This window comes from Nonomuraea roseoviolacea subsp. carminata, assembly GCF_024172185.1.
In the GTDB taxonomy this organism is placed as follows: Bacteria; Actinomycetota; Actinomycetes; order Streptosporangiales; family Streptosporangiaceae; genus Nonomuraea; species Nonomuraea roseoviolacea.
Map to the genome: position 1 here is coordinate 8,782,515 of NZ_JAMZEC010000001.1, position 20,193 is coordinate 8,802,707.

Below are 20,193 nucleotides of genomic sequence, written 5' to 3' on the forward strand. Positions count from 1 at the left end.
TGTACCGTACACTGTACGGCCGTGAGCGCATCAACGGATCTGGTACGGCAGGCGGTCCTCTTCGAGCCGGGCGATCCGCCCAGGTCCGGCCGGATGGTCTTCCTCGCGGCGGACGGGGCCCCGGACGGCGGCGGCATGGTCGAGGTGGCCGAGGACGCCGGCGACGGGACTGTGCGGATCCGCCGGGCGCCCGCCACGCGGCTGCCCGTGGGCGAGGCCGTCGCGGCCCTGGCCCGCGCCCGCCACGACGCCGCCGCGCACCCCGCCGCCCGGTTCTGGGGAGCGGCCGCGGTCCTCGCCCTCCAGCTCGTCGCCCGGGGACGCATCCTGCCCGGGGTGACGGACGGCGACCACGACGCCTGGCGGGCGGGGCCGTTCGACGCCGCCGACCTCCAGCGCGTGCGCGAGCTGGCCGCCGCCATGCCCGCCGCCGCCCGCGCCCAGCCCCTGCCCGCACCCGGCGGCGCCCCCGCACCACCGCCCTCCGCCGGTGGGAAGGACGTGCCGCCGCCCTCCCCCGGTGGGGAGGGCGTGCTGGTGCCCTCCCCCGGTGGGGAGAGCGTGCTGCTGCCCGACGCCGAGCGGCACGTGCGGGCGTTCCTGGACGCGGTCGCCGACGCCATGCCCCGCTCCCCCGGCGCGGTGCGCGCGACCGGCACCTCGATGTTCGCCGCCGCCAAGCCGGTCAAGGCCGGCCGGCTGCGTGCCTGGGCGGGCGAGGTGTCGTCCGCGCTCGACTCGGGCGTGCGGGTCTCCCTGCGCCTGGAGGCGGGCGACCCGGCCGTGGACGACTTCCGCGCCGTCGTCCAGGTCCACGCGCAGGCCGACCCGTCCCTCGTGGTCGACGCCGGAGCCCTGTGGCGCGGCCAGGACCCGGGGCTCGGCGGCCGGGCCCGCATCGACGTGACCGTGGCGCTGCGCCGCGCCTCCCACGCCTGGCCCGCGCTGGCCCGGCTGCTCGACAGCGCCGTCCCCGACGAGCTGGCGCTGTCCGACGGCGAGGTGGAGGAGCTGCTGGCCGGCGCCGCCGAGCGGCTGGCCGCCGCCGGCGTGGAGGTGCACTGGCCCCGCCACCTGGTACGCGGCCTGACCGCCCGCGCCGTCGTCGGCGACCGCGACCGGCCCTCCGACCTGCCCTCCTTCCTCAGCGGACGGCACCTGACCGGCTTCGACTGGCGGCTCGCCCTCGGCGGCGAACGGCTGACCGCCGCCGAGATGGACGCCCTGGCCGAGTCGCACCGTCCGGTCGTCCGGCTGCGCGACCAGTGGGTGCTCGTCGACCCCGAGGTGGCGCGCAAGGCCCGCCAGCGCGACCTCAAGCCGCTGACCGGGCTGGAGGCGCTCGGCGCCGCGCTGACCGGCGCCGTGGAGCTCGACGGCGAGCAGGTGCCGGTCGAGCCGAGCGCCTGGCTGGCCGAGCTGCGCGACCGGCTGGCCGAGCCCCTCGACATCCCGGCCCCCGACGGGCTGGCCGCCACCCTGCGCGACTACCAGCTCCACGGGCTGCGCTGGCTGGCCCGCATGACCTCCCTCGGGCTCGGCGGCTGCCTGGCCGACGACATGGGCCTGGGCAAGACGATCACGCTCATCGCCCTCCATCTGCACCTGCGCGACCACTGGGCCGGCGAGGGCGGCGGCGGGCCGACGCTCGTGGTGTGTCCCGCCTCGCTGCTCGGCAACTGGGAGCGCGAGATCACCCGCTTCGCCCCCGGCGTGCCCGTGCGCCGCTACCACGGCGCCGCCCGCACCCTGCCGGAGGAGGGCTTCGCCCTCACCACGTACGGCACCATGCGCCTCGACGCCGCCCGCCTGGCCGCGCACCCGTGGGGGCTGCTGGTGGCCGACGAGGCCCAGCACGTCAAGAACCCCGCCTCCGGCACCGCCAAGGCGCTGCGCGAGATCCCGGCCGCCGCCCGCGTCGCCCTCACCGGCACCCCCGTCGAGAACAACCTGTCGGAGCTGTGGGCCATCCTCGACTGGACCACGCCCGGTCTGCTCGGCCCGCTGGCCCGTTTCCGCGCCCGCTGGGCCAGGCCCGCCGAGTCCGGCGACGCCGAGGCGGCCGAGCGGCTGTCGCGGCTGGTCGGCCCGTTCCTGCTGCGCCGCCGTAAGAGCGACCCCGGCATCGCGCCCGAGCTGCCGCCCAAGACCGAGACCGACCGCCCGGTCGCGCTCACCACCGAGCAGGCGGGACTGTACGAGGCGGTCGTGCGCGAGATCATGACCCAGATCTCCGAGGCCCGCGGCATGGCCCGGCGCGGGCTCATCGTCAAGCTCCTCACCGGGCTCAAACAGATCTGCAACCATCCCGCCCAGTACCTGCACGAGGCGGCGCCCCGCCTGACCGGCCGCTCCGGCAAGCTGGAGCTGCTGGACGAACTGGTCGACACCATCGTGGCCGAGGACGGCGCCGTGCTCGTCTTCACCCAGTACGTCGCGATGGCCCGGCTGCTCGAACGGCACCTGGCGGAGCGCGGCGTCACCACCCAGCTCCTGCACGGCGGCACGCCGGTCGCCCGCCGCGAGGAGATGGTCCGCCGCTTCCAGGACGGCCGGGCGCCGGTCTTCCTGCTGTCGCTCAAGGCCGCGGGCACCGGCCTCAACCTCACCCGCGCCGACCACGTCATCCACTACGACCGCTGGTGGAACCCGGCCGTCGAGGACCAGGCCACCGACCGCGCCTACCGCATCGGCCAGACCCGGCCCGTGCAGGTCCACCGGCTGATCGCCGAGGGCACCATCGAGGACCGCATCGCCCAGATGCTGGCCGCCAAGCGCTCCCTGGCCGAGGCCGTGCTGGCCTCCGGCGAGGCCGCCCTCACCGAACTGACCGACGCCGAACTCGCCGCACTGGTGGAGCTGAGATGAACGCCGTCAGAGGATTCCCCGCCTTCCCCCGTCAGCGGGCCGGCGCCCGCTTCGCCACCACCTGGTGGGGCCTGGCCTGGATCAAGGCCCTGGAGGACACGTCCCTCGACCAGGGGCTGCTGCGCAAGGGCCGCGCCTACGCCAAGACCGGCCAGGTCGGCCCCATCACGGTCAGCCCGGGCCGGCTGGCGGCGGTCACCGAGGGCGAGTACGACACGGTGGTGCGGGTCGAACGGCTCACCGCCGCCGAATGGGACCGTTTCCTCGACCAGGTCACGGCCAAGGCCGGCCACATCGCCGCCCTGCTCGACGGCGACGTGCCGCACGACCTGGTGGAGGCGGCCGAGGACGCGGCCGTGCCGCTGCTGCCCGCCGTCGGCGACCTCGAACCGGAGTGCTCCTGCCCCGACTGGGGTCACCCGTGCCCGCACGCGGCGGCGCTGTGCTACCAGGCGTCCTGGCTGCTGGACGCCGACCCGTTCGTGCTGCTGCTCCTGCGGGGGCGCGGCCGGGACGACCTGGTGCGGGCGCTCCTGGATCACAGCGCCGCGGGGGCCGCTCGCGGCGCCTCGGACGGCTCCCCGCCGCGGGCGGGCGCCGCCGCCGAGACCGGAGCCGACGCCGCGCGGCCCGGGGACCTCACGGCCGGCGGCACGGTCGTCGGCGGGAAGGACATCGCCGGGACGGACCTCGGCGAGGGCCCGGAGACGGAGCGCCTGGAGGGTGTGCCCGCGGCCGAGGTGTTCGCGGCCGAGGCGGCGGGGGCCGGGCTGCCGCCGCTGCCCGAGCCGCCGCCGCTCGACGTCGCGTTCACGCCGCTCCGGCTCGAACCCGCGCCCGGCGTGGACGTCGCCGCGCTGGAGGTGCTGGCCGCCTCGGCCGCGTCCCGGGCGCGTGACGTGCTCGCCGCCGCGGCCCTCGGCCGGGAGCCGGCCGTCCTGACCGAGTACCAGGACCGGGTGCGGCTCGCCGCCGACCACGACCTGGACCTCGGCCTGGACGCCGCGGTGCGGGCCTGGCGGTACGGCGGCGCCGACGGGCTCGACGCGCTGGAGTCGCCCTGGACGCCGCCCCGCCACGAGCTGGCCAGGGCCCGGGCCGTGCTGGAGGCCGCGTGGGAGGGTGAGGAGCCGCCGCCCACGGAGCTGTCCCGCAACCGGTGGACCATCGGCGGCGACCGCCAGCTCCGCTACGGCCGCGACGGCCGCTGGTACCCGTTCACCCTGAACGACGGCCAGTGGTGGCCGGCGGGCCCGCCGGAGCGCGACCCGGCGGCGCTGCTGTCCCCCTAGCGGCCGCACGTCTGACGGAGGCCATGGCCAGGAAGGCGCCGTGACGGCGGCCCGCCGTCACCCGGTCAGCGGGCGTCTTCCTGGAGGCCCTCAGCCCCGTGCGGCCTGGTGCCGTGGTGGCCGTGTCCCGTCGCGCGTCCCCTTCGCGCGGCGGGGCTCCCCTCCCGGCCCGTACCGCTTTGCGGGTCTGTGACGGGCTCCGATAAGCTGCCCTCTCCAGCAGTGAAAGATCAAGGAGGTGAGACCCATTTCGCCAGTTCAGGCCGGGTTCTCTCCCTCCGCGGTCGGTCCCGTGACGCGACGCGGCTGACGGGGAGAGCGCCCCACGGCATTCCGGAAGGGCGCTTCATGTCAGTTTCACCGCTTTCCCTCACTCCCTCCGCCATCACGGCCCGGCTCAGAGCGGCCGGCTGCGTCTTCGCCGAGGACGAGGCCGAGTTGCTCACCTCCACCGCGCGCACCCCCGCCGACCTCGCCGTGATGGTGGACCGGCGCGTCGCCGGGCTTCCCCTTGAGCAGGTGCTCGGCTGGGCCGAGTTCCGCGGTCTCCGGGTGACCCTCGATCCCGGGGTCTTCGTGCCGCGCCGCCGCAGCGAGTTCCTGGCGGCACAGGCGATCGACCTGGCCCGGCGGACGCTCGCCGACGGCGCCGCCGGTCCCGTGCCAGACGCCGGCGGTCCCGCCGCCGCCCCCGGCGGCCTCGCTGCCGGGCGCCGGCTGGTGGTCGTCGATCTGTGCTGCGGTTCGGGCGCGCTCGGCGCCGCCGTGGCGGCCGCCCTCTCCACGCCGGCCGCGGAGGAAAGGGCTGTCGACGGCGACATGCACGCCGGCGGCGGACGCCTTGCGGAGACACGCACCGCCGACGGGAGCCCCGTCGAGCTGCACGCCGCCGATCTCGATCCCGTCGCCGTCCGTTGTGCCCGGCGTAACCTCGCCCCCGCCGGAGGTCACGTTCATCAGGGCGACCTCTACGAGCCGCTTCCCGAGCGGCTGCGCGGCCGGATCGGCGTCCTGCTGGCCAGCCCCCCGTACGTGCCGACCGACGCCATCGGGCTGCTGCCCGCCGAGGCGCGCGAGCACGAGCCGCTGCTGGCGCTGGACGGGGGCGCGGACGGGCTCGACATCGTCCGCCGCGTGATCGCCGGGGCGCCGCTCTGGCTGGCCCCCGGCGGGCACCTCCTGGTGGAGACGAGCGAACGGCAGGCCGCGAACACCGCCGAGACCATGGCCCGTGCCGGCCTCACCCCCCGGGTGACGCACTCGGACGAGCTGTACGCGACCGTGGTCACCGGCACCCGGTGACGCCCCCGAGCGGCTACCGGTGGCCGGACGCGGCGCCGTCGCCGGTGCCGCTGACCACCTTGTACACCCCGTACAGGGTCTCCACCCCGCCGACGACCATCAGCACCACGCCGATCTTCGACGGTGTGAAGATGAAGATCTCCTCGTCCAGCCCGAACAGCCACAACGCGAGCCCGCCCGCGAACGTGGCCAGGCCGGTGAGCAGCGTCTTGCGAGCGGAGGTCATGCGAGCCTCAATTCCTTTCACCAGGGGGACATGACGCCCCGTTCGTCCGGAAATCTAGTGATGATCCGGGCGGGCGCGCTTCCTGCCGCGAGAGGAGATCCGGCTACATCTTTCGTGTGACGTTCAGGCGTCGAGGAGCCCGGCCAGCACGGCGGCGTGGCTGATGTCGGCGCGGACGGTCGCGGTGAGCAGCGTCAGGGGGCCGTCCCCGGCGAGGCGGCGCAGGCGCTCCAGCGCCTGCGCCCGCTCGGGCTCCTCCAGCTCGGCGAGGTAGCGGCCGGTGAACTCGGCGAACCGGTCGGGGTCGTGGCCGTACCAGCGGCGCAGCTCGGTGGACGGCGCGACCTGCTTGCACCATTCGTCGAGCCGGGCCGCGGCCTTGGACAGCCCCCGGGGCCAGACCCGGTCGACCAGCACCCTCGTCCCGTCGTCGCCCGCCGGCTCCTCGTAGACCCGCCGCACCCTGACCCCGGTCATGGCGTCTCCCCCGTCCGTCGTCCTCCTGGTAGGAGGTTCCCGGCCGGAGCGGGTTCTCGCGCAATCGTCACAGGCGGCGCCTGCGCTACATTCGGCCCAGCCGAATCCAAGGAGCCCCGGGCATGCTCACGCTGGCCTTCTCCGCCTACGACCTGACCTCCATCAGGTTCGCGTACTCCCCGCTCAGGGAGGTCGCCGCCAGCGTCCGCGCGCTGCGCGCCCCGGCGGGCCGGTCGCTGCACCTGCCGTGGTTCGAGCGCGTACGACCCCGGCTCGGCGCCGACGTGGCGCCCCTGCTCGACCTCGTCCCGGCGGGCACCTGCATCCCCGACTTCCTCTGCCCCATCCCCACCACCCCGGTTCCGGACCTGGCCGCCGAGCTGTCGGCGCTGCGCGCCCTGCCGCACGAGGTCATCCGCGGTGATCTGAAGCGCGCCGCCGGCCGGTCCGGACGGCCGGCGGGGGCCGCGCGCGAGCTGTACGAGAACCCGGCGCCGGCCCTGGAGCGGCTGGCTCGGGCCGTCGAGGCGTACTGGCGGCTCGCGATCGCCCCGCACTGGCCCCGGATGCGCGCCCTGCTCGAAGGCGACCTGCTGTACCGCACCCGGCGCCTGGCCGAGGAGGGGCCGGCCGGGGTGTTCGCCGACCTGCACCCGGCCATGCGCTGGACGGATCGCCGGCTGCGCCTGCAGGATCAGCCCGAGGCGCTGTCGCGGACGCTGACGGGCGAGGGCCTGGTGCTGGTGCCGTCGGTGTTCGTCTGGCCGGGCCTGTTCCACCGCACCGACTCACCCGGCCAGCCCGTCATCACCTATCCGGTGCGCGCCGTCGCCACGCTGTGGGAACGCGGCACCGCACCCGCCCCCGGGGCACTGGCCGCGGTGATCGGCCGTACCCGGGCCCTGCTGCTCGGCGAGCTCGACACCCCCGCCTCCACGACGGACCTCGCCCGCCGGACAGGGCTGTCGACCGGCAACGTCTCCGAGCAGCTCACGCTGCTGCTGACGGCCGGGCTGGTCGCCAAGCACCGCGTCGGCCGCTCGATGCTGTACGTCCGCACCCCGCGGGCCGACGCGCTGCTCGGCGCCTGAACACCTGCCCCGGAAGAGGCGGATTCGGCGGGGGCCGAATGTGTCGCCCGCGCCGCGGGCCGCCCGCACCATGGCAGCCATGACCACCACGGCTCCCACGCCCGCCCGCGCCACCGTCTTCCGGGGGCTGCCCAGGGTGTTCTGGCTGCTGTTCTCCGGCCAGCTCGTCAACAGGCTCGGCGGTGTCGTCCTGCCGTTCCTGGCCTTCCACCTGGCCGGCCGCGGGTACACGGCCGGCCAGGTCGCCGCGGTCGTCAGCGCCTACGGCCTCGGCGGCCTCGGCGGCCAGCCGCTGGGCGGCTACCTGGCCGACCGGCTCGGCCGCCGGACCACTCTGATCGGCGGCCTGCTGGCGACGGCGGGCTGCCTCGTCCTCATCGCCGCCGCCGGCGACCTGACCGGGCTGACGGCGGCGGCCCTGGCGATGGGGCTGGCCGGCGACGTCTACCGGCCGGCCGCCTCGGCGCTGGTCGCCGAGACCACTCCCCCGCACCTGCGCGCCAGGGCCTTCGGGCTCATGCACTGGGCGGTCAACGCGGGAGCCGCCGTCGCGGGCGCCGTCGCCGGGGTGCTGCTCGCGCACGGCTTCTGGCTCCTGGTCGCGCTCGACGTGACGACCGGCGTCGCCTTCGCCGTCATCGTGGCCGTCGGCATCCCGCGCGGCCGCGACCGCGCGGTCCCCAGACCGGCCCGCAACGGTTACGCGGTCGCGGCGCGGGACCGGCTGCTGCTGCTGGCGCTGCTGTTGCTGCTGCTCGGGCTGATCCTGTACGCGCAGGCCGCGTACGCGCTGCCGCTGGCCCTGGCCGCCGACGGCCTGCCCGCGTCCCTGCACGGGCTGCTCATCACCCTCAACGGCGCCATCGTCGTGATCTTCCAGCCGGTGTTCATCGCCTGGCTGTCGCCTCTGCCGCGCCTGCCCGTCCTCGGCGTGTCCATGGCCGTGGTCGGGGCCGGGCTGGCGCTGACCGGCCTGGCCGTCCACCCGTGGCACTACGTGGTCACGGTGGTGCTGTGGTCGATCGGTGAGATCGGCATGGCCGGTTTCGAGGCGACGCTCGTCGCCGACCTGACGCCGGAGGGGGCGCACGGCACCTATCAGGCCCTGTACGGCTGGACCGCCGCCGTCGCCCGTTTCGCCGGCCCGGCCGCCGGCGCCGTCCTGCTCCAGGCTCACGCGCTGTGGTGGGCCTGCGCCGCGACCGGCGCCCTCTGCGCCGTGTTCGCCTACCTCCTGATGCCGGCGCTCGACCGCCGCGTACGGGCCTGCGGACCGCCCGCCGTCCCGGACGGCGGCTCGGCGGCGGGGTAGCGACGGGTCGAGCAGGGCGGGCGGGGTGTCGGACTTCTTGCGATCCGAGCGGACGATCGGACGTCGCGGCTGCGGTGTCTGTCCCGGGCTGACCGAATTGGCGGCCACGACGAGGGCCGCAGCTCGGGAACACGAGAGGAAATCCTTCGGCAAGAAACAACGGATGCCGAGGTCGCCGCCGTTCGGCTGATGGCGGGTGTGGTTCTGTGTCCCCGGATCCGCGAGCGCACCAACGGGTCGGCCTTCCCGCGATGGCCGTACCCGGATTTCGCCGCGCTCCCGTAGGGACCATCTCGAGCCATCGACAAGGAGACCGCTCATGCCGAAACCGTCGCGTTCGCTGTCCACAGGAGTGGCGGCGGCTGCGCTGCTGGCCACCATGGCCATGTCCGTCACCTCACCGGCGTTCGCAGCCCAGCCCGCGAACGGGCGCGAGAGCGTCGTGACGGAACTCGACTACAACAGCACGGGCTGGAGGTACCGGCAGGTGCCGCCCGCAACCGACGTCCCCCTGTTCTACGAGCGGGGCTTCGACGACAGTGAGTGGCCGACGGGTCAGGCCGGCTTCGGCACCGCCGGCGGCTGCTCGTTCAACACCCCCGCGAACGTCAAGACGCCATGGGCGCGCAACACCGACATCCTGGTGCGCCACTGGCTCCATCTCCCGCGGAACGCCCAGCAGGTCCGCATCGAAGGAACGATCGACAACGACGCCCAGGTCTATCTGAACGGCCATCTCGTGCAGTCGGTCAGGAGCGGTTACTGCAGGACCGGCGCGATCGACGTCGTCGTCCCGGCGGAGTACCTGGAGTGCTGCAACCTGCTCGCCATCCGTGGACATGACTATGGGGGCTCGACCTACCTGAACGTCCGGGTGACGTACGTGAAGCCGCCTCAGGTGTGACGCGCAGCCACCGCCGAGCGCGGTGATCGCCGCGCTGGCGGTGATGGCTGAGGCCGGCATGACAGTGGTCCCTGACGCCCAGGTTCACCGCGAGGGGCGCCCGCTTACCCGGCCCAGTGGATGAAGGCAGTTCTCCACGACGAGAGGAACACCACGATGAGGCACATCCGAGGGATGTGTTACCCGGTCGCCGCTCTCGCGGCGGTGGCCCTTCCGCTGACGCTGTTCGGCGCGGTCCCGGCCGACGCCGCCCCGGCGGTTCCGCGGGTCGCGCCGGATCCCGCCTCGTGCCCCGACCAGGTGTCGCTGGTCAACGGCGGTTTCGAGCAACCGGTCGTCAGCAGCGGGGGATGGGCCTTGTTCCCCGACGCCTCGCAGGCCGGCGCGCCGAACCACGTGCCCGGCTGGCTCACCACCGCCACCGACCACATGATCGAGCTGTGGGCCAGCCCGCCCAACCCGACCAACACCCCGCCCAAGGAGGGCAGGCAACTCGCCGAGCTGAACGCCAACCAGGTCTCGACCCTGTACCAGGACCGCGCGACCACCCCGGGGACGAAGATGTACTGGCGGCTGTCCCACCGCGGCCGGCTGGGGGTCGACACGATGGCCGTGGACATCGGCGCTCCGGCGGCCCCGGTGCAACAGCAGGTCATGTCGGACGGCACCGGGAACTGGGGCACCTACTCCGGCACCTACATCGTGCCCGCCGGCCAGACGACCACCAGGTTCGCCTTCCGCTCCGTCTCGGCGGCGGGGGGGAACCGCGCCATCGGCAACCTGCTCGATGACATCTCCTTCGCGACTCCGCCATGCGTCGTCCTCAGCAAGACCGCGAGCCCGCAGGGGCCGGTCGACGTCGGAGATGTGATCACCTACCGGATCACCGCGGTCAACAAGGGCGGCGCCACGGCGGAGAACGTGCGCCTCTCCGACACCGTCCCGGCGGGGACCACCTTCGTGCCCGGCTCGCTCCGGGTGGTCGACGGCCCGGGCAGCGGGGACAAGACCGATCAGGCGGGCGACGACCAGGGTACGTTCGACGCCGCGGCCGGCAAGATCTCCTTCACCTTGGGGAACGGCGCCACCCCCGCGGCCGGCGGCTCGCTGCCCACCACCGCGAGCCTGCCCGGCGGCACCACCGTGGAGTTCAAGGTCAAGGTCGGTCGGGACGCAGCGGGCGGGAAGGTGACCAACCAGGGGACGGTCGGCTACGAGAACCGGCTCGGCCCTGAGCCGGAGCGGCTGACCTCCACCAGCGGCGACGCCGTCACCGAGGTCAACCCGGCCGTGGACCTGAGTGTGGTCAAGTCCGCCGACGCGACGAGGGTGACCGTGGGCCAGACCGTCGTCTACCGCGTCACCGTGCGCAACGCCGGCCCGAACGACGCGACGGGGGTCACGGTCAAGGACGTGCTGCCGTCCAACCTCGCCTTCGTGTCCGCCACGGCCTCCGACGGGGCCTACGCGCCGGCGAGCGGGATATGGACGGTCGGTTCCCTGGCCAGTGGCGCCTCGGCCACGTTGACCGTCCATGCCAAGGCCACAGCGATCGCAGAGACGACCAACAAGGCCAGCGCCGACGGCAAGGAGCTGGATCTCGATCCCGCCAACAACTCCGACAGCGTCAAGATCTGCGTCGACCCCGAACCCTTCTGCCCGTACTGCGTCAAGGGAACCGGGCAGCCCGCGAAGAACTAGCGACCGGACGCCGGCCCTCGTCTGTCGCATATGTGCCCCGAGAAGGCAGTCGCATCGACGCATTGCCCGGCACGCCGTACTCCTGGTCCATCGAGCGGGAGTACGGCGAGCCGTCAGGGGCGGGTCAGGAAGCCGGCGAGGGCGCCGCGGCTTCGCCGCAGGTCGTCGATGCGCGCGTCCATGGCGGCCAGCTCCCCGTTGAGGACGTCCCACAGCTCCGCGCACCACTCGAACTCCGGGCGCTCGCCCCGCACGCAGGGCAGCACCTCGCGGATGACCTCGGTGGACAGGCCGGCGCCCAGCAGGGCGCGGATCTGCCGCACGGTGACCACGGCGTCCTCGTCGTAGGAGCGGTAGCCGTTCGTGCCGCGCCCGGCGTCGAGGAGTCCCTGCGCCTCGTAGTAGCGCAGCAGCCGCGCGCTCACCCCGGTGCGCCGGGACAACTCACCGATCAGCATGCGACCGCTCCCCCGCGTTTGACCTTGCCATCGATGTCAGCCCCTAACGTCACCTCGTCAGCGGACATTCCACACGATTTCCCTAGGAGTGATCTATGTCCTCTTTCGTGGTGCACCGTGACGGGCGCCCGGCGAGCGCCGCGGAGCTGGCGCCGCTCGCCTTCGCCGGCTACGCCCACTTCACCGCCATGCAGGCGCGCGGCGGCCGGGTCAGGGGCCTCGACCTGCACCTGGCGCGGCTGCGGGCCGCCTCGGTGGAGCTGTTCGGCCGGGCGCTGCCCGACGACCTGGTACGGGACCGCCTGCGGGCGGCGCTGTCGGCCGGTCCGGACGACGTCTCCCTGACGGCCACCGTGTACTCCCCGGAGGGCGAGTTCACGGCGGGCGGGAGCGGCGCGGAGCCCGAGCTGCTGGTGCGGACCGGGCCCGCCGCGTCCGGCCCCCGCGGCCCGCTGGCCCTGGCGGTCGTCGCGTACGAACGGGTCCTGCCGGGCGTGAAGCACGTCGGCGAGGTGGCCAAGACGTACTACCTGCGCCGGGCCGTCGAGCAGGGCTTCGACGACGCCGCGTTCGCCGACCGCCACGGCCGGCTCAGCGAGGCGACGATCTGGAACCTGGCCTTCTGGGACGGCTCCGCGGTGGTGTGGCCGGAGGCGGAGATGCTCGGCGGGACCACCATGGGTGTCGTCCGCCGGCGGCTGGACGCGCTGGGTGTGCCGCAGCGCGTCCAGGAGGTGCGGCCCGCCGATCTGCCGGCGCTGGCGGGCGCCGTGGTCATGAACTCGTGGACACCGGGGGTGGCGGTGCGCCGGATCGGGTCCGTGTCGCTGCCGGAGGCGCCGTCGTTCGTGGAGGTGCTGCACCGGGCGTACGAGTCGGAGCCGCTCGTCGCGCCGTGAGCGCCTGGAGATCGCACCTAGCGCTTGGTAGGGTGAGCGGGTGCTGTTGCGGGACAAGGTGGCGGTGATCACCGGGGCGGGCCCCGGGCTGGGGCGCACGCTGGCGCGGCTCATGGCCGACGAGGGCGCCCGCGTCGTGGTCGCGGCACGCACGGCGGCGACCGTCGAGCGGACGGCCGCCGAGGTTCCCAGAGCGCGCGCCGTGGTGGCCGACGTCTCCCGCCCGGAGGACGTCGAACGGCTGGCCGGCCTCGTCGCCGAGCGCTTCGGCGGGGCCGACGTCCTGGTCAACGCCGCCTTCCCCGGCTCGTACCGCCGCAACGTGCTGGACATGACGCGGGCCGACCTCGCGGCCTGGCGCGCGGCGGTGGACATCGCGGCGTACGGCACGCTGCTGGCCTGCCGGTTCATCGCGCCGCACATGGTCGCCCGCGGGTCCGGGGCGATCGTGAACGTCACGTCGATGTCCTCGCGCGCGGGCTACGCGGGACGCAGCGACTACGCGGCCGGCAAGGCGGCGGTCCACCTGCTGTCGCACTGCCTGGCCGACGAGCTCGGTCCGTACGGGGTGCGCGTGAACTGCGTGGCGCCCGGCTGGATCGCCTCGGAGACGCTGGACGAGTGGATGCGCGCCAGGGCGGCGGCCGAGGGGGTGACGTTCGAGGAGATCCGGGCGCGCGACGTGTCGGCGATGGCCCTGCGCCGCATCGCCACCGAGGAGGACGTCGCCCGGGCCGTGATCTACCTCGCCTCCGACCAGGCCCGCTCCGTCACCGGCGCCACCCTCGACGTCAACGCCGGCCAGCACTTCAGCTGAGCGCCCGCCAGCCGGGTGACGCCCCCGCGGCGCGCAGCGAGGTCAGGCGACCTGGGAGATTGTCCCGCGCCGCGGCCCCTCCCGGAACGGCCGCACCGAGTTCCCCCGCAAGGAGCGCACCGTGACGACAGGCGTCCCGTCGACTCGCCGGATCCTGGCCCTGGGCGTCCCTCTCGTACTGGCGGCGACCGGATGCGGCGTGCTGCCGTCGCGGGACGCCGGGCCACGGCCGCCCGCGGAAACCCCCGCGGCCGGCACCCCGGCCCCGAGCACCCCGGGCGCGAGCACCCCGGCCATGGGCACCCCGGGAACCACGGCGACCCCGTCGGGCCAGGGCACCCGCCCCGCCCTGGCCGAGACCCGCAGCACCATGACCCCGGACCTCAAGGTCGAGGTCGTCGGTCTCCACCGCGTCAAAAGCCGGCACCTGATCATCCAGGTCCGCCTGTCCAACACCGGCACGGACAAGAACCTGTCCTGGGCCGGCGAGATGGGCGACCACACCCGCCCGCTCGGCGAGATCAAGTGGGCCTCCGGCATCGGCGTCCTCGACGCCCGTGCCCACGCCTGGATCCTCCCGTACAAGCCCGCCGGCGGCCCTTGCCTCTGCAGCGACCAGGACCGCGACCATCTCGGCCCGTTCATCGAGCCCGGCGAATCGATCACCGTGTACGCCGTCACGCCCGCCCCGTCGGGCCACCCGGCGACCGCCACGGTCGTCACCCCCGTCGGCCCGCCCATGCCGGACGTCCCCGCTACCGGGTGCCGACCACGGCCGCGTGACTCCCGCCGCCGGCAGGCGCGCGGGTCAGGTGCTCCACGAAGCAGGCGACGGCGGCCGTGGGGTGCGGGGGCGGGTTCCACACCAGGCCGATCGGGCGGTGCTGGGCCGGGACCAGCGGCCGGTACGCCGGGTCGTCCACCTCGGGCGTGGCGGGCAGCGGCAGGATGCCGACGCCGAGCCCGGCGGCGATGAGCCCGCGCACGGTGGCGATCTCCTCGCTCTCGAACGCGATGACCGGCTCGAACCCCGCCTCCTGGCACAGCGCGTCGATCGCCCGGCGCAGGTCCGTGGTCGGGGAGAAGGCGACGAACGGCTCGGCCCGCACGTCGCGCAACGTGAGCGCGGGGACGGCCGCCAGCGGGTGGTCGGCGGGCAGGGCGATGCACAGCCGCTGCTCGCGCAGGCGGTGCCAGCGGGCGCCGCTGCCGGGCGGCGGCGGGGTGACCAGCGCGGCGTCGATGTCGCCGTCGTGCAGCCAGGCCAGCAGCTCGCGGGCGAAGCCCTGGCGCAGCTCGAACCGGATGCCCGGGGTGACCGCGCGGTAGTCGCGCAGGATCTGCGGCACCAGCCACCGCCCCACCGAGTGCAGGAACCCCAGCCGGATCAGGCCCGTGTCGGGGTTGGCCAGCGCGTCCACCCGGCGGCGGGCGTCGTCCAGGTCGGCGACGGCCCGCGCGGCGTGCTCGCGCAGCAACGCGCCGAACCGGTTGACGGCCAGCCGCCGCCCGCGCCGGTGGAACAGCTCCACTCCCAGGTCCGCCTCGAGGCGGGCCAGCGCCCGCGACAGCGTGGACTGGTTGACGCCTTCCAGCGCCGCGGTGTCGCGCATGTTCTCTGTGTCACACAACGACAGGAACCAGCGCAGCGTCTGCACGTCCATCCAGCGATGATGCGCGAACGGCATCAGCTACGTCAAACGCTGCATTTTGCGCATCAGAGCCGGTGGGGCAGCATCGGGGCCGTGTCCTCCACAGTCGGGGCGGAGGAGCGCGTCCACCGCCGGATCAGGTACGGGCTGATGTGCGGCGGGCTGGCGAACTTCCTGGCCCTCTACTACGTCCAGCCGCTGCTGCCCGGCGTCGCGCGCCACTTCGGCGTGAGCGCCTCCGCGTCCACGGCGGTCCTGTCGCTGGCCACGATCACGATGGCCGTGGCGCTGCTGTTCGTCGGCCCGCTCTCGGACATGACCGGCCGGGTGGGGATCATGCGGCTGTCGCTGGTCGCCTCCGGGGTGCTCGGCCTGGCGACCGCGTTCGCGCCCACCTGGCACAGCCTGCTCGTCCTGCGCGGCCTGCAGGGCGTCGCCCTGGCCGGGCTGCCCGCCGTGGCGCTGGCCTACCTGCGTGAGGAGACGCCGCCCGGCTCCCACGTGCGCGCCAACGCCACGTACATCATGGGCACCGCGCTCGGCGGCGCCGCCGGCCGGCTGCTGCCCGGACCGCTGCACGAGCTGTGGGGCTGGACGGGCGCGAGCGCCGCCGTCGGCGTCGTCACGCTGGTGTGCGGGATCGGCCTGTGGGCGCTGGTCCCGCCCTCCCGGCACTTCGAGCGGTCCAGCCCGCGCCTGGGCGGCCTGCTCGCCAACACCGGCCGCACCCTCAAGGACCCCACCCTGGTCGTGCTGTGCCTGGCGGGCGCGGCGACCATGGGCGCGTTCGTCGGCCTGTGCAACGCGCTGGCCTTCCGCCTGGAGAGCGCGCCGTACCTGCTGGGCGGCGCCGCGGCGCTGGCCTTCCTCGCCTACCCTGTGGGGATACCGGCGCCGCTGGCCGCCGGCCGGCTGGCGCTGCGGCGCGGGCGCGGCCCGGCGGCGCTGCACGGCGTCGCCCTGCTGGGGGCGGGCGTGCTGCTGACCCGCATGAGCGCGCTGCCGGCCATCGTGGCCGGCCTGGGGGTGCTGACCTTCGCCTTCCTCGGCACGCACTCGCTGGTCAGCGGCTGGGTCTCCGACCGGGCGCAGCGGGTGGGCGTCGGCGTGGGCCAGGCCGCCGGCCTGTACCTGCTCGCCTACTACGCCGGCAGCTCGGTGTTCGGCGCGCTGGCCGCCTACCGGTGGCAGAGTGCCGGATGGTCCAGTGTCATCACCGGCGCCATCGTCCTGACCGCCGTGGCCGGGCTGCTCGTCGCCCTGGCCCGCCGCTTCGACACCCCGTGAGGTACGCGATCATGTCCCCACTCGCCGGCATCGTCACCGGTACGGCCGTCGCCCCCGACGGCGTCTCCCTGGCCCACCAGACCGGCGGCCGGGGCGAGCCCCTCGTGCTGCTGTCCGGCCAGGCCAACAGCCACCACTGGTGGGACGGCGTCCGCGCCGGCTTCGAGGACGCCCACCGCACGATCACCCTCGACTGGCGCGGCACCGGCGCCAGCGGCAAGCCCGACGAGCCGTACACCACCCGGACGCTCGCCGCCGACGTGGTCGCCGTCCTCGACGACCTCGGCGTCGAGCGGGCCCACGTCTACGGCATGTCCATGGGCGGGCGGGTCGCGCAGTGGCTGGCCGCCGACCATCCCGGCCGGGTCGGCTCGCTCGTGCTCGGCTGCACCTCGCCGGGCGGCCGGCACGGCGTCGAGCGCGACAACACCGTGCGCAGGGCGCTCGCCCAGCCGGACCGGGACGCGGCCGGGCGGGCGCTGGCCGAGCTGATGTACACGCCGCGCTGGCTGGCCGCCCATCCCGGGCCGTACCACACGACCGGAGACCCCGGCATGCCCGCCCACGCCCGGCGGCGGCACCTGGCGGCCAGCAACGGCCACGACGCCTGGGACGTCCTGCCCGCCATCACCGCGCCGACCCTGGTGCTGCACGGCACCGACGACCTGATGACCCCGGCCGACAACGCGCCGCTGCTGGCCGAGCGCATCCCGGGCGCGCGGATGATCCTGGTCGCGGGCGCCCGGCACGCCTACTTCGAGGAGTTCCAGGACTACGCCACGCCGGTCGTGCTGGACTTCCTGGCGGGCCGCATGCACGCCTGACACGGTCCTGCCGGAGGGAGGCGGTCCCGCTCACGGCCGCGGGTGAACCTGCTCACGGCCGCCGGTGGCCCTGCTCACGCTCGCCGGCGGCTCTGCCCACGGTGAGGGGCGGCGCTGCTCATGGCCGGGAGCAGCGCACGACCCCGCGCGGGCGCGGAGATCCGGCAGCCGGACATGTTCCGCGTGCCGGACGGGCGAGCGAGCCCCGAGGTCCAGCCGCCGGGCATGTTCCGCGGGTCAGGCGGGTGGTCCGGCGGGTCAGGCGGCCTCGTGCCGGCGCTGGCAGGCGATGCAGTAGCGGGCCAGCGGGCGGATCTTCAGCCGTTCGAACGGGATCCCCGCCTCGCACTCGGCGCAGCGGCCGTAGCGGCCCTCCGCCAGCCGGTCGAGCGCCTGGGTGAGCTCGGCGACGGCGCGGTCGGCGGTGACGATGGAGACCGACAGCTCCTGCCAGGTCTCGTCGGCCCCGGTGCCCTCGCTCGCCGCCTCCTGCAGGCCGGCCAGGTGGCCGCGGCGCCGGGCGAGCTGCTCCTGCAGTTCCTGGCGCAGGACGTCGATCTGCACGCTGCTCAGGTGGGTCTGTCCGCTGGTTCCGGTGGTCATGGTGAAGCGGTCCTTTCGGGAAGTGGTCATGGGCCGGCGGCCCGGTGGCCGGCCGGCACGGGGCGGCTCGACGGCGGGTCGCTCAGCGGCCGGCGGCGAGGCCGCCGGCCAGGGCCGGTCGCAGGCACAGGCGGGTCAGGCCGCGTACGGTGGCGTGGGCCGGGTCGGGCGCGACCTCGACCGGCAGCCGCAGCGTCTCCCGCAGCCGGTGCGTCAGCCCCGGTTGCAGCGCTCCGCCGCCGGTCAGGAACAGGCCACCGTCGCGCGCGGCCGGACGCAGCCGCGCGGGCAGGCGGCGCAGCAGACGGGCGGTCATCTCCACGACCCCGTCGAGGGCGTACGACGGCAGGCCCGTCCTCGTCGTGGCGCTCAGCTGGAGGGCCAGCGCGTCGGTGACGACGCCGTCGCGGATGACGACCGCCTCGACGATGCCCGCCCCCACGTCGAGCAGCAGCACCGGCCGGGAGCCGGTGACGTCCAGCCCGGCGCCGACCGCCGCGGCCAGGGGCTCCTCGACGAGGGTCACCGCGCACTCGGCGGCCTCGCTCACCGCGGTGCGCACCGCGGCGCGGTCGCTCGCCGTGGCGGCCACCGGCACGCCCGCCAGCACCCGGTCCAGCGGCCACGCGCCGCTCAGCCGGGCGTCGTGCAGCACGAGCCGGACCAGCCGGTGACAGGCGCCCGGGTCGGCGACCATGCCGTGCCGCAGGGGCCGCACCAGCCCGGGCCCGGGCGTGGCCGTCCGGCCAGGATCGCCGGGCGCGCCCGCCCGGCCCCGGTGGCCGAGCGTGGCGACTTCACCCAGGTCGCCAGGCATGGTCGCCCCGCCGTGGGCCCCTGGCGCGGGCGTCCAGCCCCGGTCGGGGTCGGGCGTTCGGGCCCGGTCAGGCGCGGCGCTCCGGCCCCGGCCGGGCGCGACGCCCTCCTCCCGATCGGGGGCGGTGGCCCATCCCTGATCGGGCGCGGTGCTCCGGCCGTGGGCGTGCGCGGTGGGTCGGCGTGGATGGGCGGGCACGGCCGAGGGGCGGTCGGCGATCGCGAACCCGCCCGCCGACAGCGACCGGGTCCGCGCCGTCCCCAGGTCGAGCGCCACGAACGCCTGCCGCACCGGGGCGTTCACGCCGCCTCCCCGCGGCCGGACAGGGCGGCGCAGCCGTCGCATGCCTGCCGCTCCGGCGCCCTCAGCAGTTGCTCGAACGCGATGAGCGTCCCGCACCTGCGGCACACGCCGTAGACGGCGCGGTCCATGCGTTCGAGCGCCGCCCCGACCGCGGCCGCCCGCTCGTGGTCGCCCCGGGAACGGGCGGCGGCGAGCCGGTCGTGGAGCAGGGCGCGCAGCTCCTCCAGCCGCTCCAGGTGCTGGTCGTAACGCTGCAGAAGGGTGTGAACTGATCTGACGTCGGCCATGACGACGACGGCTCCTTGCGTACGTGAAGGGCCATCCACGGCGAGAGACGGGATGGCGATGCCGGCCCCGGCCCGGCCGTCAGGCGGCGTGGGGCAGGGGCGCGCGACACCCGGGCGTGCGGGCGCGCGTACAGGAGATCGAAGAGCGGACGGCTAGATCAGCGGCGGGCTGCGTGAACCCGTGGCGCGGTGTCCGACCTGCTGGGGATCGCGGATCGCGGCCGAGCCGAGGCCCGGCGCGGGCAGCAGCGGGCCGTGGGCGGCCTCGACGGCGCGCTCGCCGCGCAGCGCCAGCCACAGCACGTGGTGCTCGCGGACGCCCGTGTTCTGCGGCGGCAGGCTCGACAGCTGACCGTCGCCCGCCCCGGGGACCCAGGTCTGCCCGGCCGCGGCCGAACGGTGCCCCGGGTCGCCGCCGTACCAGGCGGGGAGCGAGCCGATCATCAGCAGGCACAACAGGACCAGGCCCACCACGCCCGTGAACGCGGCGGACCCACGTGGTGTCCTCCACGGTCCCGTCATAGGCCCGACCATAGCCCAGCCCGCGCGGAAAGGCACCTGCCCTCACCAGCCAGATCACCCGGACGGGCGCGGCGGGGTACGGTGGCCAAGAACCCACCCCCCGCACCGAGACCCGGCACGAGACCGGGAGAGGAGGACGCGTGCGCACTCGCCTGGCCGCCGCGCTCGTCCTCCTGCTGCATCTGCTCGCCCCGATCGCGGCGAACGGCCCGGCCCCCACGTCTGCCGGGGAGCCCGGGTGGCTCGCGCCGCCGTCCCATCCGTCGTCGGTTCAGGCACTCGCGGCCGTCCTCACCCACGTCCTCCGGGCGCCGGGACACCCGCACGAGGAACGCGCCTCGCGCGGGCACCCGCTCGCCATGGCGCCGGCCGCGTCCGGCGGCCTGGCCGTGCTGCCCGGCACGGCTGTCCCCGTCCTGGGCTCGCGGCGGGCGGCCGTCGTGGACGCCCTCATCCCGCTCCGCCCGAGGCCGGACCGCCGTGCGGCCCCGGCCCGCGCCCCGCCCGCCTCCACGCGCTGACGCTCGTTCCCGTTCGTCGACGAAAGCCCG

21 protein-coding genes are annotated in these 20,193 nt (G+C 75.2%); 12 read left to right on the forward strand and 9 right to left on the reverse strand.

The window, feature by feature from the left end; all coding sequences use genetic code 11:
* Positions 1-21: 21 nt before the first annotated feature.
* From HD595_RS40855 to HD595_RS40865, 3 genes are all read left to right on the forward strand, one after another.
* A complete protein-coding gene (locus HD595_RS40855) occupies positions 22-2,868 on the forward strand; it encodes a DEAD/DEAH box helicase (protein ID WP_253778983.1) in 2,847 nt (948 codons plus the stop codon).
* Entirely contained in the window at positions 2,865-4,160 is a 1,296-nt protein-coding gene (locus tag HD595_RS40860; RefSeq protein ID WP_253778985.1) for an SWIM zinc finger family protein, read from the forward strand. The genes HD595_RS40855 and HD595_RS40860 overlap by 4 nt, the downstream gene beginning before the upstream one ends.
* Before the next feature lie 348 nt (positions 4,161-4,508).
* Positions 4,509-5,462: a class I SAM-dependent methyltransferase gene (locus tag HD595_RS40865; RefSeq protein WP_253778987.1), complete on the forward strand. Its 954-nt coding sequence runs from the start codon at positions 4,509-4,511 to the stop codon at positions 5,460-5,462.
* Positions 5,463-5,475: 13 nt separating this feature from the next.
* On the opposite strand, the gene HD595_RS40870 is transcribed toward HD595_RS40865, so the two are convergent.
* Positions 5,476-5,688 carry a DUF5708 family protein gene (locus tag HD595_RS40870; RefSeq protein ID WP_253778989.1) on the reverse strand — a complete coding sequence of 71 codons (213 nt, stop codon included), beginning with the start codon at positions 5,686-5,688 and terminating at the stop codon, positions 5,476-5,478.
* 123 nt (positions 5,689-5,811) lie between these two features.
* Positions 5,812-6,165 (reverse strand): DUF488 domain-containing protein, encoded by a 354-nt coding sequence (locus HD595_RS40875; protein ID WP_253778991.1) that lies wholly within the window; start codon positions 6,163-6,165, stop codon positions 5,812-5,814.
* 122 nt (positions 6,166-6,287) lie between these two features.
* Between HD595_RS40875 and HD595_RS40880 the strand changes: the two genes are divergently transcribed.
* From HD595_RS40880 to HD595_RS40895, 4 genes are all read left to right on the forward strand, one after another.
* Positions 6,288-7,256 carry a DUF5937 family protein gene (locus HD595_RS40880; RefSeq protein WP_253778994.1) on the forward strand — a complete coding sequence of 323 codons (969 nt, stop codon included), beginning with the start codon at positions 6,288-6,290 and terminating at the stop codon, positions 7,254-7,256.
* 79 nt (positions 7,257-7,335) lie between these two features.
* Positions 7,336-8,568 (forward strand): MFS transporter, encoded by a 1,233-nt coding sequence (locus HD595_RS40885; RefSeq protein ID WP_253778996.1) that lies wholly within the window; start codon positions 7,336-7,338, stop codon positions 8,566-8,568.
* A gap of 319 nt (positions 8,569-8,887) precedes the next feature.
* Positions 8,888-9,472, forward strand: coding sequence for a hypothetical protein (locus HD595_RS40890; RefSeq protein ID WP_253778999.1), 585 nt, complete (start codon positions 8,888-8,890; stop codon positions 9,470-9,472).
* A 156-nt stretch (positions 9,473-9,628) separates the two neighbouring features.
* Positions 9,629-11,173, forward strand: coding sequence for a DUF7507 domain-containing protein (locus HD595_RS40895; protein WP_253779002.1), 1,545 nt, complete (start codon positions 9,629-9,631; stop codon positions 11,171-11,173).
* Between the two features lie 113 nt (positions 11,174-11,286).
* On the opposite strand, the gene HD595_RS40900 is transcribed toward HD595_RS40895, so the two are convergent.
* Positions 11,287-11,631 (reverse strand): MerR family transcriptional regulator, encoded by a 345-nt coding sequence (locus HD595_RS40900; RefSeq protein WP_253779005.1) that lies wholly within the window; start codon positions 11,629-11,631, stop codon positions 11,287-11,289.
* A 95-nt stretch (positions 11,632-11,726) separates the two neighbouring features.
* Here HD595_RS40900 and HD595_RS40905 point away from each other — a divergent pair, with 95 nt between their 5' ends.
* Complete coding sequence (locus HD595_RS40905; protein WP_253779008.1) at positions 11,727-12,530, forward strand: aminotransferase class IV family protein; 804 nt, start codon at positions 11,727-11,729, stop codon at positions 12,528-12,530.
* Between the two features lie 40 nt (positions 12,531-12,570).
* Entirely contained in the window at positions 12,571-13,347 is a 777-nt protein-coding gene (locus HD595_RS40910) for an SDR family oxidoreductase (protein WP_253779011.1), read from the forward strand.
* Positions 13,348-13,389: 42 nt separating this feature from the next.
* Here HD595_RS40910 and HD595_RS40915 read toward each other — a convergent pair whose 3' ends face one another.
* Positions 13,390-13,719, reverse strand: a complete 330-nt coding sequence (locus HD595_RS40915) for a hypothetical protein (protein WP_253779014.1) — start codon at positions 13,717-13,719, stop codon at positions 13,390-13,392.
* A gap of 383 nt (positions 13,720-14,102) precedes the next feature.
* Positions 14,103-15,011: a LysR family transcriptional regulator gene (locus tag HD595_RS40920; protein ID WP_253779017.1), complete on the reverse strand. Its 909-nt coding sequence runs from the start codon at positions 15,009-15,011 to the stop codon at positions 14,103-14,105.
* 81 nt (positions 15,012-15,092) lie between these two features.
* Between HD595_RS40920 and HD595_RS40925 the strand changes: the two genes are divergently transcribed.
* Positions 15,093-16,286, forward strand: a complete 1,194-nt coding sequence (locus tag HD595_RS40925; RefSeq protein ID WP_253779019.1) for an MFS transporter — start codon at positions 15,093-15,095, stop codon at positions 16,284-16,286.
* An 11-nt stretch (positions 16,287-16,297) separates the two neighbouring features.
* Complete coding sequence (locus tag HD595_RS40930) at positions 16,298-17,110, forward strand: alpha/beta fold hydrolase (protein ID WP_253779022.1); 813 nt, start codon at positions 16,298-16,300, stop codon at positions 17,108-17,110.
* Between the two features lie 258 nt (positions 17,111-17,368).
* On the opposite strand, the gene HD595_RS40935 is transcribed toward HD595_RS40930, so the two are convergent.
* From HD595_RS40935 to HD595_RS40950, 4 genes are all read right to left on the reverse strand, one after another.
* Entirely contained in the window at positions 17,369-17,713 is a 345-nt protein-coding gene (locus HD595_RS40935; protein WP_253779024.1) for a TraR/DksA family transcriptional regulator, read from the reverse strand.
* Positions 17,714-17,795: 82 nt separating this feature from the next.
* Positions 17,796-18,833, reverse strand: a complete 1,038-nt coding sequence (locus HD595_RS40940; RefSeq protein WP_253779026.1) for a rod shape-determining protein — start codon at positions 18,831-18,833, stop codon at positions 17,796-17,798.
* Positions 18,830-19,120 (reverse strand): hypothetical protein, encoded by a 291-nt coding sequence (locus HD595_RS40945; protein WP_253779029.1) that lies wholly within the window; start codon positions 19,118-19,120, stop codon positions 18,830-18,832. The genes HD595_RS40940 and HD595_RS40945 overlap by 4 nt, the downstream gene beginning before the upstream one ends.
* A gap of 153 nt (positions 19,121-19,273) precedes the next feature.
* Entirely contained in the window at positions 19,274-19,642 is a 369-nt protein-coding gene (locus HD595_RS40950) for a hypothetical protein (RefSeq protein ID WP_253779031.1), read from the reverse strand.
* Between the two features lie 140 nt (positions 19,643-19,782).
* Here HD595_RS40950 and HD595_RS40955 point away from each other — a divergent pair, with 140 nt between their 5' ends.
* Positions 19,783-20,163: a hypothetical protein gene (locus HD595_RS40955; RefSeq protein WP_253779033.1), complete on the forward strand. Its 381-nt coding sequence runs from the start codon at positions 19,783-19,785 to the stop codon at positions 20,161-20,163.
* Positions 20,164-20,193: the final 30 nt, after the last annotated feature.

Excerpts from the sequence above, each read along its gene's own strand:
- HD595_RS40890 (WP_253778999.1), top strand. The coding sequence starts at position 8,888 with ATGCCGAAACCGTCGCGTTCGCTGTCCACAGGAGTGGCGGCGGCTGCG.
- HD595_RS40860 (WP_253778985.1), top strand. The coding sequence starts at position 2,865 with ATGAACGCCGTCAGAGGATTCCCCGCCTTCCCCCGTCAGCGGGCCGGC.
- HD595_RS40875 (WP_253778991.1), bottom strand. The coding sequence starts at position 6,165 with ATGACCGGGGTCAGGGTGCGGCGGGTCTACGAGGAGCCGGCGGGCGAC.
- HD595_RS40900 (WP_253779005.1), bottom strand. The coding sequence starts at position 11,631 with ATGCTGATCGGTGAGTTGTCCCGGCGCACCGGGGTGAGCGCGCGGCTG.
- HD595_RS40915 (WP_253779014.1), bottom strand. The coding sequence starts at position 13,719 with ATGGTGCTGCGGGTCTCGGCCAGGGCGGGGCGGGTGCCCTGGCCCGAC.
- HD595_RS40880 (WP_253778994.1), top strand. The coding sequence starts at position 6,288 with ATGCTCACGCTGGCCTTCTCCGCCTACGACCTGACCTCCATCAGGTTC.
- HD595_RS40905 (WP_253779008.1), top strand. The coding sequence starts at position 11,727 with ATGTCCTCTTTCGTGGTGCACCGTGACGGGCGCCCGGCGAGCGCCGCG.
- HD595_RS40865 (WP_253778987.1), top strand. The coding sequence starts at position 4,509 with ATGTCAGTTTCACCGCTTTCCCTCACTCCCTCCGCCATCACGGCCCGG.
- HD595_RS40895 (WP_253779002.1), top strand. The coding sequence starts at position 9,629 with ATGAGGCACATCCGAGGGATGTGTTACCCGGTCGCCGCTCTCGCGGCG.
- HD595_RS40885 (WP_253778996.1), top strand. The coding sequence starts at position 7,336 with ATGACCACCACGGCTCCCACGCCCGCCCGCGCCACCGTCTTCCGGGGG.
- HD595_RS40945 (WP_253779029.1), bottom strand. The coding sequence starts at position 19,120 with ATGGCCGACGTCAGATCAGTTCACACCCTTCTGCAGCGTTACGACCAG.
- HD595_RS40930 (WP_253779022.1), top strand. The coding sequence starts at position 16,298 with ATGTCCCCACTCGCCGGCATCGTCACCGGTACGGCCGTCGCCCCCGAC.
- HD595_RS40870 (WP_253778989.1), bottom strand. The coding sequence starts at position 5,688 with ATGACCTCCGCTCGCAAGACGCTGCTCACCGGCCTGGCCACGTTCGCG.
- HD595_RS40920 (WP_253779017.1), bottom strand. The coding sequence starts at position 15,011 with ATGGACGTGCAGACGCTGCGCTGGTTCCTGTCGTTGTGTGACACAGAG.
- HD595_RS40950 (WP_253779031.1), bottom strand. The coding sequence starts at position 19,642 with ATGACGGGACCGTGGAGGACACCACGTGGGTCCGCCGCGTTCACGGGC.
- HD595_RS40935 (WP_253779024.1), bottom strand. The coding sequence starts at position 17,713 with ATGACCACCGGAACCAGCGGACAGACCCACCTGAGCAGCGTGCAGATC.